At 34.8% G+C, this 15,544-nt stretch carries 18 protein-coding genes; 1 reads left to right on the plus strand and 17 read right to left on the minus strand.

Annotation, left to right across the window (positions count from 1 at the left end):
* Positions 1 to 32: 32 nt before the first annotated feature.
* From EW028_RS23155 to EW028_RS25955, 16 genes are all read right to left on the minus strand, one after another.
* Complete coding sequence (locus tag EW028_RS23155; RefSeq protein WP_131522587.1) at positions 33 to 3,236, minus strand: DEAD/DEAH box helicase; 3,204 nt, start codon at positions 3,234 to 3,236, stop codon at positions 33 to 35.
* 90 nt (positions 3,237 to 3,326) lie between these two features.
* Positions 3,327 to 4,196 (minus strand): ArdC-like ssDNA-binding domain-containing protein, encoded by an 870-nt coding sequence (locus EW028_RS23160; protein ID WP_131522588.1) that lies wholly within the window; start codon positions 4,194 to 4,196, stop codon positions 3,327 to 3,329.
* Positions 4,197 to 4,467: 271 nt separating this feature from the next.
* Positions 4,468 to 6,363 carry an LPD1 domain-containing protein gene (locus EW028_RS23165; RefSeq protein ID WP_131522589.1) on the minus strand — a complete coding sequence of 632 codons (1,896 nt, stop codon included), beginning with the start codon at positions 6,361 to 6,363 and terminating at the stop codon, positions 4,468 to 4,470.
* 14 nt (positions 6,364 to 6,377) lie between these two features.
* Positions 6,378 to 6,650 carry a hypothetical protein gene (locus EW028_RS23170; RefSeq protein WP_131522590.1) on the minus strand — a complete coding sequence of 91 codons (273 nt, stop codon included), beginning with the start codon at positions 6,648 to 6,650 and terminating at the stop codon, positions 6,378 to 6,380.
* Between the two features lie 34 nt (positions 6,651 to 6,684).
* Positions 6,685 to 6,891 carry a hypothetical protein gene (locus EW028_RS23175; RefSeq protein ID WP_131522591.1) on the minus strand — a complete coding sequence of 69 codons (207 nt, stop codon included), beginning with the start codon at positions 6,889 to 6,891 and terminating at the stop codon, positions 6,685 to 6,687.
* 532 nt (positions 6,892 to 7,423) lie between these two features.
* Positions 7,424 to 7,927 carry a DNA cytosine methyltransferase gene (locus EW028_RS23180; protein WP_131522592.1) on the minus strand — a complete coding sequence of 168 codons (504 nt, stop codon included), beginning with the start codon at positions 7,925 to 7,927 and terminating at the stop codon, positions 7,424 to 7,426.
* Between the two features lie 58 nt (positions 7,928 to 7,985).
* A complete protein-coding gene (locus EW028_RS23185; RefSeq protein ID WP_227745010.1) occupies positions 7,986 to 9,032 on the minus strand; it encodes a DUF6094 domain-containing protein in 1,047 nt (348 codons plus the stop codon).
* Positions 9,033 to 9,130: 98 nt separating this feature from the next.
* Positions 9,131 to 9,658 carry a single-stranded DNA-binding protein gene (locus EW028_RS23190; RefSeq protein WP_131522593.1) on the minus strand — a complete coding sequence of 176 codons (528 nt, stop codon included), beginning with the start codon at positions 9,656 to 9,658 and terminating at the stop codon, positions 9,131 to 9,133.
* 45 nt (positions 9,659 to 9,703) lie between these two features.
* Positions 9,704 to 10,159 (minus strand): hypothetical protein, encoded by a 456-nt coding sequence (locus EW028_RS23195; protein ID WP_131522594.1) that lies wholly within the window; start codon positions 10,157 to 10,159, stop codon positions 9,704 to 9,706.
* A 509-nt stretch (positions 10,160 to 10,668) separates the two neighbouring features.
* The gene (locus EW028_RS25430; RefSeq protein ID WP_193767454.1) at positions 10,669 to 10,845 is read right to left on the minus strand and encodes a hypothetical protein; all 177 of its coding nucleotides are present in this window, start codon (positions 10,843 to 10,845) and stop codon (positions 10,669 to 10,671) included.
* Between the two features lie 94 nt (positions 10,846 to 10,939).
* Positions 10,940 to 11,818, minus strand: a complete 879-nt coding sequence (locus EW028_RS23200; RefSeq protein ID WP_131522595.1) for a DNA methylase N-4/N-6 — start codon at positions 11,816 to 11,818, stop codon at positions 10,940 to 10,942.
* A 176-nt stretch (positions 11,819 to 11,994) separates the two neighbouring features.
* Positions 11,995 to 12,150 carry a hypothetical protein gene (locus EW028_RS25435; RefSeq protein WP_193767455.1) on the minus strand — a complete coding sequence of 52 codons (156 nt, stop codon included), beginning with the start codon at positions 12,148 to 12,150 and terminating at the stop codon, positions 11,995 to 11,997.
* A 106-nt stretch (positions 12,151 to 12,256) separates the two neighbouring features.
* Positions 12,257 to 12,451 (minus strand): hypothetical protein, encoded by a 195-nt coding sequence (locus tag EW028_RS23205; RefSeq protein WP_131522596.1) that lies wholly within the window; start codon positions 12,449 to 12,451, stop codon positions 12,257 to 12,259.
* A gap of 173 nt (positions 12,452 to 12,624) precedes the next feature.
* Positions 12,625 to 13,143: a hypothetical protein gene (locus EW028_RS23210; RefSeq protein ID WP_193767456.1), complete on the minus strand. Its 519-nt coding sequence runs from the start codon at positions 13,141 to 13,143 to the stop codon at positions 12,625 to 12,627.
* A 54-nt stretch (positions 13,144 to 13,197) separates the two neighbouring features.
* Entirely contained in the window at positions 13,198 to 13,494 is a 297-nt protein-coding gene (locus EW028_RS23215; RefSeq protein WP_131522598.1) for a hypothetical protein, read from the minus strand.
* A 13-nt stretch (positions 13,495 to 13,507) separates the two neighbouring features.
* The gene (locus tag EW028_RS25955) at positions 13,508 to 13,636 is read right to left on the minus strand and encodes a hypothetical protein (RefSeq protein ID WP_255501792.1); all 129 of its coding nucleotides are present in this window, start codon (positions 13,634 to 13,636) and stop codon (positions 13,508 to 13,510) included.
* Between the two features lie 818 nt (positions 13,637 to 14,454).
* Between EW028_RS25955 and EW028_RS23220 the strand changes: the two genes are divergently transcribed.
* Complete coding sequence (locus EW028_RS23220) at positions 14,455 to 15,081, plus strand: hypothetical protein (RefSeq protein WP_227745011.1); 627 nt, start codon at positions 14,455 to 14,457, stop codon at positions 15,079 to 15,081.
* 61 nt (positions 15,082 to 15,142) lie between these two features.
* Here EW028_RS23220 and EW028_RS23225 read toward each other — a convergent pair whose 3' ends face one another.
* On the minus strand, positions 15,143 to 15,496 hold the full coding sequence (locus EW028_RS23225; RefSeq protein ID WP_193767457.1) for a YolD-like family protein: 354 nt from the start codon (positions 15,494 to 15,496) through the stop codon (positions 15,143 to 15,145).
* Positions 15,497 to 15,544 lie beyond the last annotated feature (48 nt).

Genomic DNA, 15,544 nt, shown 5'->3' on the forward strand with positions numbered 1-15,544 from the left:
TTTCCTCCCATTATTTGTTTTAGTAAGTGTGATTACATCGCAAATAAATCAAATTCTAGTTGATTTTCATTGATAGCTTTCTTTCGTCCTTTAGCTTTACTATTTGTTATTGGACTTTTCTCTCGTATTTCAGCAACTGTAAATAAATTAAGTTCTTCATCATAGCTACTGCTTTGGAACAGCCCATCCTCAACATTTTCAATTGGAATTGTGGCAAACTTTTGTGGTTGTGTACTCTCGACTGGTCTAGGTTTTCCAATGTTAGCAAGTAACTCACGTGCCCTATCTGAAGCCTGTGCAATCCACTCTTCAGCAGAACCTTTCATAGTGATGTTACCTTGCTTCACGGACTCAATTAACATGGCTTGTAAGTCTCCTTCGTCGCCAAGCATAGCCGATAAGCCATCCGCGGATACCTCGCCATTAATGGCTGCCGTCGCTTTATTTTTCCTTGCTATGACCTCTGCAATATAGCTTTGATAGCAATCATTGTAAGCAAGATAATACAATCTGCACTCTCTTGTTTGTCCGATTCTCCAAGCTCGTCTGGCACTTTGATTGATTGTGTACAAGGACCAAGAAAATTGGTAGTAGATCAGTGTAGGTGTACATAACAAGTCAAGACCTACCTCAACAAGTTTTTGTGACACTATACAGACATCATAACCTTCATTTTCTATTTTCCCTTTTAGCCAATCACTCCGTAAGTTTGTCTTAGTTGTTGAAGTATCAAGAATACAAACTTTAGCACCTATTTCCTCCAACTTTTCTTTCAAGCGTGGTCTTATGTCTCTTGAGGCCACAGTTGAGCCCGTATCTCGTACATAAACAATACATGAACGTTTTTCTGACATTTCAGTTTGTACTATCTCCTGTAGCTTCGCTTCTTTGGGTGTTGTTTGATCAGCAGGTATATGTGTAGCTCGCCATATTAATTCCCTTTCTCCCTTTTCATTTTTATAAAGAGCATCAGGAAAATTAAACGGATTATCAGGGTACCCAATACCGTAGTCCAACATTTGAGAATATAGTTTAAAGCCGTCATCTCGCGAATTGATTTCATTTTCAAATTTGTTAATCATGGAATTATAATGTTGCTTCATCTCTGGCGTCATATCCACGAAAATAGTTGGTGTATCAACAAGTTCAACTGGATCTGGCCAAACATCTTTCAATCGGACATTAACAACATTATTCACCATGTATTTTCCATAAATAAAAGACGATATTCCTGGAATCACTTTTTTTCTGGATGTTCTTGAACCGCCTCGACTATTTTTATTACTATATACTGTACTCTCTTTAGGCTCATATATGGTTTCTTCGACATTCCCGAATTCTTCATTGAATCTAGTAACTTCGTTAAATTCATAACCACTCCCAGCCATATCTTGAGGAAATAATCGCCACCAGAGATAATAAATATCTTCTGCTTTGCCTCCAAATAATGTACCAGTACCAGCAATAAATTTTTTTGAGGCTGCAACTAGCGAACCTAATGCATTACCTTGAGCTGAGTTACTTCCCTTTAATTGATGTACTTCATCGATGAGGGCTATATCAAAAAAGCCTGACATCTTTCTACGTATATATTCAATTGTTGCAACACGGCGGGGCATAGATGTTGATGAAGCAAGTTCGGGTTGTTCTTCTTGTATAAGTTGATATCTGAACCGATCACCCATGTAAATGGCTTCTATCAATTTTTGTTCATGTTTCTTTGCCCACTGTGAAAAGTTTGAATATCTTCGCTTTATAGTTTTAGTCCATAAAGATTCTCCACAGTAAAAACAGAAAGCGTTGGCTGGATTGACACTTGAATTGATACGTCTTCCAGTTCCAAACTCATCTCGTGTCATGTTGTGAGTTTCATGTATCTTTTCCTGCTTACCATCTTTTTCAACAAGCGTAGTACTATCAATTGTCTGGTGCGGCTTCCCACATTTAGGACAGTAAATACCTGCCTTATCGGAGAGATGTTCACCTTTACTGCCTGTGAATCTAAGTGATTTATATTCAACTGCAGGTCGAATTGCAGCGTCATTTCTTAATGTAGTAAATGAAATAATAAAGAATGTAGGTACTAATGGCTTTTTCCTACCAGCTCTTATCCATTCAGAATGCCAACGAATTAGATTCTCAGTTTTCATGATCACATGTATTTCAGCATGTGGTATAAGCATTCTAATTTCTTCTGGCCATTTCTTGGTTAATGAAGGAGGGCAGGCTAATACCGCGAAATATCCTTTTTTTGTCCCTAAAACACTGTATCCATCCGCGATAGCGGTCATCATAGCACTTTTCCCAGTGGACATCTCTCCTTGTAACACGACTCCTTTTTGATTAACTAGACGTTTGGAAATCGCAGAAGCTGTGTGCCCTTGTACAGGAAATAGTTCACGACTATATGAGTTATAGTGCTCTAAAGGCTTTTCTTCCAAAGGGTTATACGACGGAATTAACATTCTATTCATCTTTTCAGCCATCGCCTGGTTGTAGTTCATTAAGTAAGATGTCAGATTGTTGATTTCATGAATTGGTGTTATCTGTTCATCCGCTTCAATTGAGCTTTCTGATTTTGGGAAGGGCAGCATTCCTTTCTGAACTAAATCAGAAATGAAACGATCTGCTTGTTCTTCATCTAAATCGATCGAATACATTCGTAAATCAAGTAATTCCGAGTCATGATATAACTCGTGCTCAACCAGATACTGCTCTTTTATTAGTTGTTCAAAAACGGTATCTTGCCATTCTGGTAAGATATTCAAACCGTATTGTGATCCACCTAATAGATGTGCAATATCCTCCGCTGGATTACCTTCAAAAGAAAGCACATACTTCCCAGCAGAAACGATGTCTTCATGAACAATTGCTACGGCCTTTCGATTTTTGTTAAGACTCATGTGAAACTTGTCATACTTCCCTTTTTCACATGAAAGATTCAATTCTTTATGAAAATCGTAGCTAGATAAGCCTTTCTCACCAAAACCAAACTTGACTTCAATCCCCATATCAATGGTTGCTTTCATTGCTTGTAGTGTAGTGTCAGCACCGCTGATTATGGCCATTAGTAACTTGCCATCTGCGTCATAGGCTCTTTTGTTTTCGTTCTTTTCGAAAACCATTGCATAACAAAATGCTTCATGCCAAACACGGTCATTGTATACTTGTAGCATCTTTGGGTTTTCTTGCGTTTCTGGCTTTAATAGTAGTGTTGCTTCATTATTTGCTGTCATGATGTACCTCCTAAATAACAAAAAAAACACTCACGTACACCTTTCAACTCATAAACGGTGTGTGACTGTTCCTCTAATATCATATTTGATTTAAGCTATAGCTAGGTCCTTATCTAAAGAGCCATGCATTTCAAAGTATGTCTCAAATTCTGAAATAAGCGAACTCGCTACTTCATGAATTTGCTCACAGTACTTGAGTATGCTTTCAGGTTCTTTTGACCAACCTCGAATGTATTCAAAGGAATAACTCGAAGTATCGAGACCAAAGTACGAACAGACAATAAATGCCGCTCCTTCAGCTACACTTTCTTGCTCCTCTTTTGTTTCGTTATTTTTTCGGTGTACTCTGCTATGCACTAATTCATGTACTGATGTCTTTGCCTTGTGATTAACACTTAAACTATCAGATACAACAATCCGATGATCAGAAGGTGAATAATATCCACTTGTTGTACCAGGTACATAACTAAAGCTAAAACGACATTCATCTTGTTGAGCAATATCCTTAACGGCTTCGATAATGTTTACCGCTGCATCACTATTCCCGTCCAGCTTCAGTCTATACTGCTCTATAGGTAAAGGTTTACCTTCAGTTTGACTAAAATCAAATACTGGTACACTTAGGAATCCAATGATTTTTTTCTCTTCTTGACCTGTCTCATCATTTTTTACTTTAGAGATTCTAGGTGCAAGAATTCTAATGGCCTTTTGCCCCTTAATAACATTCCTATCTAACTCACGGAATTTCTTAAAAGATGCAACGTAGGTCGCTTTTGGCATTTGACTATGAATTAGCGCTACATTCCTAAAACTATATTTAGGAAAAATAGCAGCCATCTCTAAGAGTGCCTTAAAACGTTCTGGATCGATTGAGGCATTCAATACACCATCCTCCAACAATCCTGCCAGTTCCTCCACTTCTTTTTGCCTTTCTTCCTCTGTCTTACGTTTGTAGACCATTTTAATTCCTCACTTCCACTTGGTATTTACACTTTTTCAGAAAACACAAAAAAGCCCATGTGGAAGAATCGTTGTTTAGAAAAGGACATAGTTATCCTGTTCTCGATTCAACCACATAGGCTGATAATAGGTAATTTCAAACATAGCACGTATGCTATAAAATAGTAAAAAAGAAAAAGTGTATAGATTTACTATAGCAAAACTGAGTAAAAAATACTATCAAAAAATAAAAAACTCACCCAAACATACGTTTAAGGTGAGCTTATTTTCATTAAAGATAAGAAATCGTCGCTTGGATAAAGCGACTAATCGCTGCATGTATTATAGTTTTTTCATCAAATTTCGGAAAGACAACATCATCGATACCAGATACAAGATAGTCACTTCTCCAATTTCTATCTTTTAACAATGAATAGACGTAGCTTTCAAAGGATCTAGCACATAATTCTATGTTACTTGAGAAGTATTTACCTTCCTTCCCTCGATCAAGGTCTATTGCATCTTGATAAAACTGGGTTTGATTAGTTGTATAAGGGATACGATATTCATCTTTTCCTGTTCTTTCTTTGTGTAATTGAGACAAAGCCTCAGCATTTTTTCGTAAAGTAGTCTTGCGTTTACGTTCATACTTTGATTTTAGTTCTTGTCTCCCCTTCTCTGATTCAACTAGCATTAAATGACGGTCTACTTTTTCATCAAATTCGGCTAGTAAAGAATCCATCATATCTTGTAAATCTCCCATATGCTTTTCATATTGTGCAATAAATTTACTTGTTAAACGATAAGAACCTGTGAAGCCTTTTACATCGATAAAAGCAGTGGATCTTCCTTTCTTGATGCTCTTCATTAAAAGATGATATGCTTCAAAAATTTCAACTGGTAACATAAAAACATCTGCACCTGCAGTCAAAAAGCCTTCATGGTTAGGAGCTATTTGTTTTTTTAGATAGTAATCAAATGCATGGAACCACTCATGTGCCAGGATTCCTAAAGAACCTCGTTCTTTCGTGAGATTGATTACATTGTACCCTGGCTCATAATGCCCCAATGCACGCCCCTTGCCTCGTGCACCAAATGCTAAGGCTAATTCCTGCCCTAAGCTCAATTTGTCATGAGAAACACCTAGTAATTGAGCAAGGTCAACAAGTGCTTTTGCAGCATTATTCAAATGTGCTTTACCTACACTGTCTTCAACCCAATTGCCAAATTCAATGGCCCTGAATCCAAAATACTCCTTGAATTGTGCTGGTCCATTCATATCAGGTATATAAATTTCACTAGTACGCTTTGGATTTACAGGTAGTTTACGTTCCCAGACTGGTTTGGATCCTCCACGTTTAACATTGCCTTTATCTGCAGTTTCTTTTTTGTACTTTTCCCATGTAGCATATTTTTGCATGGATTTATTAAAATCTCTTAATTTTTGCTTTGACGTAACCAATTCTACAATTGATGTGAGTGCAGATAAACCTAATGATTCACCAATATCATACGTGTGCAACGCTCCCACTAACTGTTGTTGTTCCCTTAGTAACCGTTTTATTTCTTTCTCATTTTTTAATGGCTCAAGCAACAAACTTTCATATTCATTGTTAATTTTATCTAACTTTCTATGAGTATAGTGATAAAGCCTATTGGATGCCAATAAAGATTGCAGTCTACTTAATAAAAAAGAAAAGTGTTCAACTGATTGAACACCTTTCATCATCTCTGAAATATTTAAAAGTAATTGAATATATTGTTTACGTGTCATAGACACCTGACTACAGTGTGAAGGAACTCGACGAATGAAGAGTGACATACCATAAGCGGCGTGAATATGGACATTGTTTTCTTGACATTTTTCTAGTGAGAACCAACTAAATATGTGTGACTTTTTTGCCAGCTCATTTGCCACAATATCATCTTCAGCAGCAATTTCTTCTAGCAGTCCTACATTGGGATTTAGCTTATATAAATTTCTCTTTTCTTCTAAATCCTTAGGGGCTCCACCTATCTTTGTACCAACATCAAACGATACTTTTCGTTTCTGCTGTACCTTTGTCCGTACATCCGCTACATTCGGGTACATTAAATCATTTGACTGATACATAGGAAATGAAGACTCATCTTTTACTTTAAACATTTCTTCTAAATTCAATGAGAATAGATCCAATTGTTTTGACATACCTTTTTACCTCCTTAATTACTGAACCGCTCTGCATAGATTGATTGTAATTGATTATCTAAATCGAATAGTCTATTTAGGAGCTCTTTTTCACTCTTAGGAAATCTATTATTATCCTCCTGAAACATTGATTTTAAAGCAGAAGGCAAAATCTTATATTTGCTGTAAAGATCCATCTGTATTGCAAATATTTCTTTTAAAGTTGTAGTATCGTTTGGATTTGTAGGTTCAAACCAAACATGCTTTATATATACTGCAATTTCCTCTGGTGTAATTGATGGTTGCATAAAATAACCTCCTGAATTTTTATTAGAATTTCGATTAAAGTTTTACCATAGCGTGAACAATGATTCGTCCATTTTTTAACGATAGACGTATACGGTGTAGTACATTGAACAATGGTTTGAAAATTTCATAAATGAAACCTTCCTCTTCACAAAAATCTACAAAAATCCCTTCTTGCTTTAGAATCTCTAAAAATTCATCCTTCTTCGCGTTAAAACGTCCTTCTAATTGTTGTGTTGTCATGCTAATCACCTGTCCTCAAAGTATTTAACTTTTTACTAGAAAACGCAAAAAAAAGCCTTCGAGGAAAGAATCTTGGTAAAAGGACATAGTAAGTCCAAAAGATTCCAACCTCAAAGGCTGTGTAGTAGTAGTTGCGTTGGCAATACTCAAGTAGGAGTATGCAAAAAAAAGTAAATAAAAAGTTATACAAAGATTATAACTGATTATCAAAAAAATTTCATCTTATTTTTAATGAACCCACACATTGTTTCTAACCATGTTTGTATATTGAAATCGTTTAAAAGCCTCTTTAATTTGTAGCTTTTGAATAAAGTTTGATTAAAATCAGCCTGCAAACCCGCATTCTTCCGTACCACTCACGTACCACTCAGCAGCACCGTTTATAATAAAGTTCGATCAAAACATGTGAATTTCACAATTTTTTATAAAAAAGATTGATCAAAGTGGTTTGATAAACGTTGATATGACAAGGGTCTTGTAATAAGGATACGTATTTGCTCAAACTTTTTTTTACAAATGATCAATCTTTATTTTAAATCAACATAATTTGTGTTCCAATGGCTTTAGCTAAATTTGCCGTTATCCCATTTGCGATCTGCTGTTGTTTAGATGATAATGTTCCTTTGAAAATAAAATCATCTTTTAAATCGAATAGTCTCGCTGCCTCACGAATAGATAATATACGGTCATGTAGAGGATGTAAAATGTTACTTTTACGTACATTCGTAATTGCTATGCTGGGCTTATTTAAATCTAGTCGCTTATAAATCGAACTATGTGTATTTTCTCCAAAACGCTTTGGTAACAAGTATTTCGGAATATCTCGCCAATTACCTCCCTGAGAAACATGCTTCATTCTTTCTAGTGTTTCTGGTTTAGAAATAGTGATTTTTCTTTCATAAGCAGGATATGTCATATATTTCAGAAAGTCTAAAGACTTCCCTGTCTCTTTACTAATTTCTCTTAATGTACCTTCAGCAATAAAGATATCGCCTTTATATAATGCATAAACTTTTTGATACCATAGTGTTTTCATTTTAGTACCTCTCGTTTTATAGTATTCTACCTTTATGGGTCTTAATTATTTGTTCACATTAACTCAGCTTTTTTACGGTACCTGCAGGCGTGATTATCTTTACTGAAATTTCCCTTTTCATACGTACCTTTGTTGTAACGCTATGTTCAGATTCTTCTTCTGTAACAATTTTTGAAACGTTTTCCAAACCCTGAACCACATGTAGATTATCTCCACTCCCAAGTACCCCGTTTATTGCACCAGAAGCAAGCAGTAGTGCCAGTTGCCCCTGAGCCAATGGTAAAATAGGTTTTAATGAAGAGTGGTCAATTGTTTTAGGTTTAGTACGTTCTATAAAAGCTTGAAACTGCTTATTAGTTTTTATAGATTCTATAAAGACATTCTTATTCTCAAGTCGCGTATAGAAAGTAGAAATTTCCCCATTACACTGTGGAATTGAGTAAGTTCTCTCGTTGGATAGAGTTTCAAGGTCCTTCAAGTTGTTTGCAAAATCTTCATTTGCAAATTGTAAAAAGACATTGTAGATCTCTTCCGAAAATTGCTTTATGTTGCCTCGTTTCTTCTTCCCGAAGAATACAACCTGTTTATAGTCTGAGTAGTCCTCATCTGTAAATCGGGCCACAGACATCTCATTAAAATGAGTAGCTAAGAACCTTGCAATTTTTGAATCTGCATATCTATAAGCTGGGATTATATAGATTAACAATCCACCAGGCATTAAATATTTAGTAGCTCTTTTTAACTCAGTGTATTCTTTCCTTTCCGCATCTTCATCGGTAGTTTTCATCGAAAAATCATATGGCGGATTCAATAAAATCATCCCAAATGCATCATTTGAGATAATCATTGATTCTATGGGTGCCTCAATAACATTGTTTAAAACCGCTTTTGCTGCCTTTGCACGTCGCTTTTCTATCTCAACGCCATAAGTAATTACTTCATCATTTCCCTCTGCTAAAAACGACAAAATTGCACCCTCACCACAGCAAGGATCAAGAATAGCCGTTTCACCTGTAGAGAAATCTAACATCTGTTTTATATAAATACCTTGTTGCTCTTGTGTCGCAACAAATCCTGATAGATACTTATTTCCAATTCTACTCATTTTTGTAGACCTCCTACTGAATAAAAAAACTGCTACGAACAAATAAGCTCGTAACAGTTTTACTATTGCATTTAATATTTGCTTAACACTCACATGAATTATCGTTCATACGGATTCGGATAACCATTTGACGGTTGATTTGGGTAGTTTGGATATGTTGGTTGACCATTTCCATAGCCACCATATTGTTGATGTCCTCCGTATGGTGGATTAGGATAATGTGGTTGTCCCCCATTATTACCTGGTCCATTATTTGGGCCACCATTCAAATATGATTGGTCTTGCCCATTATTATTAACTTGAGCTCCACCTACTGGCTTTAGTAATTGGAAATCTACATTATATGCGATAAAGTCATGTGTATATTCAGTTTTACCCTCTTTTTGATACTTACCTGGTTTAAAGCGAGCATCCACTGTAATTAAACTGCCTTTCCCTACTTTGTCTGCCAAGGTTGCAGCAAGATCATCAAATGCTTTAATTTGAATGAAATCTGTTTCTTTTTCGGTACCTTTGTTATAAGCATCCACAGCAATAGTAAATACAGCTCGACGTTTTCCATTTTCTGAAACCATATAATCAACATCTTTAGTTGTTCTTCCTGTAAAGCTACAGTGATTTCTCATTTTTCATTTCCTCCAATTTTATAAATTAGTTATGTTTAGCGAGTATTATTCTAAATCCGCATCATCTAGATAAAAGAAATTATGAATTCGTTGTCTCCAATTAATTGACATTATCGAATCAGCTGTACGATTAAATAAACCAGCTTTTTTCTTTTTCATTGGGATCAAGCCACTAGTAATATGATATGGTCCTTTTTCAATTCGCCATTTAACTCTTTCAAGTTTTTGTTCAGCTAAAAATTCGTGAATTACGTAAACAGCTTCACTCTCCGCATAGTCCGATCCATGTTCTGTTAATAGTGAAAAATATTTCACTGATTTATCTCTGAATTGCATTTCTAAACGGAAATTACTAGTTGCTGCTTTACCAAGACCGCTATCTCTCCAACCTTTTTCATCTGCTGATTCTTCTCGAAGTACAATATTTTTGTCCCCATACCTGAAATTAGGAATACTGACAACCTCTGCAATTGTTTTTCCTTCGTTTTGTACTGTTTTCATGTTAATCACCTGTCCTCAAAGTAGTTAACTTTTTATTCTCGCTTAGCACACAAAAAAAGCCTTTGAGGGAATCTTATTAAAAGGACATAGTAAGTCCTAAAAAGATTCAACCTCAAAGGCTGTGTGGTAGTAGTTAAGTCGTCAAACCATTAATGGCAGACATAAAAAATAAAATAAAAAGTTACAATCCAAGCTTAACATATTTATGTATATTGTGAAACTAAAAATAAACAAAACCACCACAATTTATGTGATGGTTTTTATAGATATAGTAAAACATATTATATTTCTTCAAATACTGACTCTCCGTCTATTTCAATCGTTTTTGCTACAATTTCCCCAGCCTTATACGCCTTAAAAGCATTTTCTTGTGTATAAAATGCACATCGTTTTTTAATCCAATCGTTAAAACTCTACCATCAATCATTATAATATGGTCTAATAATTGAAAATCCTTTTTTTTCATAATGATAAGCCAACCTCTCATTCAATATTAATTAAAGACTGTGTTATCCAGTCGTCCATCTCGATTTCGATACTAGCTTTCCTTCTGTGTATACCTTATAAGCACTCTTAGAAGTAATGTGATCCTTTGTATCTTGTAAGCCAATAGTCAATGTACGGCCATCTTTGGTTTGTATGACATCAAAAAGGTTAAAATCCTGAATAGATAATAATCTAGCCATTATGTTCCCCTCCAAGTGGTGGTATTAAAGTGCTAATTACTTAAAAGCATTCAATTTTCTAGTCTAAATTCTTATTAAATACAATTTGACTCTGTTAAGCCAATCTCCAAATCCCGCGTTCTACTGATATGAATTCGTTATGGATTTGAAGTACTTGTCTTATTTTCTCTTTGTAGAACTGATTATTTTTAGCTTTTTCTGTATCCCCTAATAATTCATATAGTTGCTGCAAGCTACTCTGTCCTAGTTCTTGTAATGCGGCTTGAACCAAATCCCGCCATGTAGCCATTTTCGATTCTTTCATGCTTTTAACAATTTGTTTTGTATATTTGATTGGGATACCCCAAATGGAATTTTTCTTAAATACAATCAAATGTTCGTGAACAATAGGAATAAAATTCTGTTTTTTATATGCTTTGCGTTCCGAAAAAGTATTATGCTGCGTTTTAATGATGTGGCTCTCTACATCTCCATACCAAATTAAATCTTTAATCATGGAATAGTAATTACCATTTTTTCTCATGTCCCCAATAAGCATAGCATGGCGACCACCATTCAATAAGCTGTTATAGATCTTGCACGACACACTGTTCATTTTACTGATAAATTCTTCATAACTCATACAACGACTTAAATCATCTGGGTGAGCTTCAGTTCCCCATTGTTCACCGCTATATATAATCATGTTGTGATAAGGAGGATGTGAAAATACAAAATCACTTCCAGCTGGTATATCATCGATTAATGCATTAAATTTTGGTCCATAAAAGCCATTCAAATCAAGGTGAATTGAATTTTCGTAACCTAATTCTTTTGCAATTTCAAACCCAGTTCCGCCACCTGCGAAAACTTCTAAAAATTGCTTTGGTTTATAAAATAAGAGTAAATCCTTAATTAGATGACCTGTACAATTCCCTCTATATTGGTTGTTGCCCCATTTTCCTCGATCTTCATATGAGACGATAGATTTCATTTTAATCTCCCCCTAATCTAATTCTTGCTTAACATATATGGCCTAATAGTTCATAGATAGTCGTTTGGAATGCAAAAAGAGAATGACACGCATAAATGCCATCCTCCTCTTAAATTGTTTTATTCAGTCTCTAATTTTTCAAAAGAAGGATTAATTTAATCACATGAAGATTGTCACTACAAATCCTCTTCAACTGCACATTTAACACAGCAGCCTCCCCAGTTATATGACTCAATAGCACTGATTTCTTTGTTACAGTAATTGCAATTTTCCTTTTCATAATCATTAAAATTGATATCTTCAGTTGTATTATTATTCAGAAGGTTATTCATATTAGTATCCTCATTTCTTCAAAATAAAAACGACCACATGTTGCCGAAAAATTACATGGCAATTTGGTCGTCTTTTATCTGAGATATAGTATTATTCCATTTCATTTTATGCGTTAAATTTGTTATTTTCCCCTGCTAGATGCTTAATGTACAACTTTAAAGTATCTTTTGGATATCTTAAAAATCCAGGAGCAAGAGCTTTCGTAACTGTGCAAAATACTAAAAAACGTATAAAAACATTTCGGTGTCTTGTGTTTTCAACTAATCTGCGTAATTCATCTACATTAGCATTCAATTTCACAACTTCTCCCTCCTACCCAGAATATATATTTACCGTCAGTATAACATATTCTGAGCAATTAATTATATTTCATTCAGCCATTCACAGACCCAAAACTAACCGTTTCTGATTGACTTTGCATCTGTGAAGAGCTAGAATGAAGTTGCGTTGCTCGGCCTAATTCAGAAGATTACTCATAGAGTATTATCGTCTGTCTTATCGGTCGAGTTTTTTGTTTCTTTTTCTTTAACTACGGTGTGTATTGATTTTAAATTTTCATATAAACCAAATACAGTGTTGTATCCAGAAAATACTTTAGATACATCATTTATCGCTTCATCAGTATTGTTTACTACGTCACTCATTACCTTGGTGAATGCCTTGTAAATCTTTAAAGACGGCATTAAAACAACGTAATTCCAGTTGAGCGTACTTAACCCACCATCTAAAGTAGCCATTATGACATTTAATAAAGATACGAACGAAATTGTAAGAAGTAATAAAATAATCAACATCCGTGATAATTTATATAACAACCTCATTCCTCTTTTTAAAGACCAAAATGCTCCTGGTTGTTGCGGATTTGTTTGTTCTGCAGCAACTGCTGATTCCTCTAAATCTTTTTTATCCATGAATTTAAGATATTCCTCTAAGATACCCTCCATCGTTCCAACCACAAAAATAAAGCCTAGAACAATCAATGACATTTTCATGGTTGATATTATTTCAAAAAGTGTTGTAAATATTGCACTCCCCTCCTTTACTTTTTAGGCGAAGCCTTTGGTAGAACCATGCTCAACCCAGTAATCACTGCTACTTACATATTTGAAAATCCAGCCTGAAAGCCCAGTCTCTTCCCATACGTAAATAACTAATTGTTCATTCGGAAATAGCATCTGTACATAAACAGCAATATCCTCTAATGTCCAGTAGAAATAGCAACCATCTTGGATCTTTGAAGGTAAATTATCCATATTAACTATTTCTTTTCCACTGTCTCTTAAGACAAAAACGGTTGTCCCACATGTCTCAACATCTCTGTGTTTCAAATCTTTTTTTTGCATTAGAATCCTCCCGTTATAGAATGTTAACTAACTTCATTTCCGCTCCAGTACAACAGTGATCACATGGACAGTGGTCGATGTCTTCACTATCTCGCTTTTGCTTCTTACAGTTAATACATTCATATACGTAAATGTTTACCATACCAGTCCCTCCTTTCTTCTTTGTATTTATACTACTTTTAAACACAAAAAGGCCTTTGAGGGATAGAATCATGTTAGATACAGAATTAGGCAGAGCTATCCTGTATTAGATTCAACCTCAAAGGCTGTTTAGTGTTAGTTGCACGAGTATAAACTCATAAAAATAGAAAAAGTAGTATGTCTAAAGTTTAGCATAGAATTAAATGTTCCAACACCTATTTTTTCTAAAGATTAACAATAGAGTGGCAACAAACTTTTTTATAGTCCATTGATATTTATGGATTACCAGAAAATAGCCACAAGAGATAGTATAAATTCAACCTACATTATCCAACTAGATTGTTATGTAAATCACTAGTGATTGCTAATTTCAATGGGAAAAATGCTAGGTTTAGATTGGACCCCCTACTATACTTTACCCGTAGAAATATATATTTAGATGGATGATTAAAGTAATCTATTTTCGGTAATACTATATGGGATATCTATTCATTTAAACTCCCATCATGTATAGTATTAGCAAAAATAAGATAGTCAGGTTCAATTACTTTCTCTTATAATATCTTTATTTATTGGCTTGTTTACTTTTTTTCTTTGTTGGGAAACCAGTTCTTTCATTTTCTTTTTTAATTTTCTCCAATAATGATTTTTTCTTATCAGTAGCCATTTTTATTTCCCCCTTTCACTTTTTATAAGTTTGACCAAACAATATCAATTTTAAACACATATATCGATTCAATCCCCCATATCTTGTAGTATCCCAGGGACACTCGGACACTTTCGCAGGCTTATTTTTGAAAAATGGAGGTATCAAGAGGTATGAGAGGGCAAACGAAGAGACGTTCAGACGCAAAAGTAGACTATAAGCCAACAATCCCCCTATCGTTGAAAGACAGCATCGAGCGGCTTGCTGATATAACAAATAAATCAGTAAAAGAGGTTGCTAACCACTTAATTGTTTCTGCAATCAACAGTCAAGATATTATTAGTTCTATATCTAGATATTTTCAAAGAGAAATTCGTTTTAATAACACTCTATATTTTGGTGCTCTAACAAATCCTAGTGCTAAAAAGAAACATCCACCAGGAACTTGTGATAGAGTGTCTACACGAGTAACTCAAAAAACAGACCAGTTGATAGATGCCCTAGCTTATGCTCTGAAATGTACACCTCATAGAACGTGTGCTATTTTACTAGAACATGCAATGCTTAACTATGACATCATCAACGCCTTTATTAGAGAGCATTTAATGAACGGTCTAGATGCTGAAAGATTAAACGAATTACAAAAGGTGCTTAATTATATAAACAGCATGAGTGATTCAGATGAATACTCATGGGCCGATTTACTATCTTTAATAGTCCGCGAGGTACATGCACCTGTAACTGCTCCTAGTGAGATGGTTGATGAGTTTATCATAAGTAATTGGCGTGATAATTTGTAAACAAAAAATAGCCTATCCCAAAGTGAGATTGGGATGGGCTATTCCAAATGATTAGCTATGATTAATTCTCATTAATACCATCAGTATGAGCTTCATAAATATAGTCAATTTTTATTTTCTTGATTTGACTCAACGTACAGAAAGTTAGTTCTCTTTCATAAGAATTAATGTATTGAATGATTCCTTCTTGTTGAATATATCTGTCATTTTCCCATATGGTTAACTTTATCACCTGTTGCTGTTTAACAGCTAATGATATGGTTTGTTGTAAATCATCTAATTCCCAACTGCTTAATTGCTTTGGGGATTCTTTATAAAATTCTTTCTTCCACTTTTTCAATGCCTGTAAGTGTTCAGGTAACATGAGAGCTCCCCACTTTTTAGTTTTATCAAGACATATTTTTGTATTTCCCACTATTTAGTACACCTCATTCTTTGTTTATATATAGTTAGAGATAATGTA

This window comes from Lysinibacillus sp. OL1 (assembly GCF_004332175.1).
GTDB lineage: Bacteria > Bacillota > Bacilli > Bacillales_A > Planococcaceae > Lysinibacillus > Lysinibacillus capsici.

Bases quoted from the DNA above. Each gene is read 5' to 3' on its own strand.
- EW028_RS23155 (WP_131522587.1), bottom strand. From the start codon at position 3,236: ATGACAGCAAATAATGAAGCAACACTACTATTAAAGCCAGAAACGCAA.
- EW028_RS23160 (WP_131522588.1), bottom strand. From the start codon at position 4,196: ATGGTCTACAAACGTAAGACAGAGGAAGAAAGGCAAAAAGAAGTGGAG.
- EW028_RS23165 (WP_131522589.1), bottom strand. From the start codon at position 6,363: ATGTCAAAACAATTGGATCTATTCTCATTGAATTTAGAAGAAATGTTT.
- EW028_RS23170 (WP_131522590.1), bottom strand. From the start codon at position 6,650: ATGCAACCATCAATTACACCAGAGGAAATTGCAGTATATATAAAGCAT.
- EW028_RS23175 (WP_131522591.1), bottom strand. From the start codon at position 6,891: ATGACAACACAACAATTAGAAGGACGTTTTAACGCGAAGAAGGATGAA.
- EW028_RS23180 (WP_131522592.1), bottom strand. From the start codon at position 7,927: ATGAAAACACTATGGTATCAAAAAGTTTATGCATTATATAAAGGCGAT.
- EW028_RS23185 (WP_227745010.1), bottom strand. From the start codon at position 9,032: ATGAGTAGAATTGGAAATAAGTATCTATCAGGATTTGTTGCGACACAA.
- EW028_RS23190 (WP_131522593.1), bottom strand. From the start codon at position 9,658: ATGAGAAATCACTGTAGCTTTACAGGAAGAACAACTAAAGATGTTGAT.
- EW028_RS23195 (WP_131522594.1), bottom strand. From the start codon at position 10,159: ATGAAAACAGTACAAAACGAAGGAAAAACAATTGCAGAGGTTGTCAGT.
- EW028_RS25430 (WP_193767454.1), bottom strand. From the start codon at position 10,845: ATGGCTAGATTATTATCTATTCAGGATTTTAACCTTTTTGATGTCATA.
- EW028_RS23200 (WP_131522595.1), bottom strand. From the start codon at position 11,818: ATGAAATCTATCGTCTCATATGAAGATCGAGGAAAATGGGGCAACAAC.
- EW028_RS25435 (WP_193767455.1), bottom strand. From the start codon at position 12,150: ATGAATAACCTTCTGAATAATAATACAACTGAAGATATCAATTTTAAT.
- EW028_RS23210 (WP_193767456.1), bottom strand. From the start codon at position 13,143: ATGAAAATGTCATTGATTGTTCTAGGCTTTATTTTTGTGGTTGGAACG.
- EW028_RS23215 (WP_131522598.1), bottom strand. From the start codon at position 13,494: ATGCAAAAAAAAGATTTGAAACACAGAGATGTTGAGACATGTGGGACA.
- EW028_RS25955 (WP_255501792.1), bottom strand. From the start codon at position 13,636: ATGGTAAACATTTACGTATATGAATGTATTAACTGTAAGAAGCAAAAG.
- EW028_RS23220 (WP_227745011.1), top strand. From the start codon at position 14,455: ATGAGAGGGCAAACGAAGAGACGTTCAGACGCAAAAGTAGACTATAAG.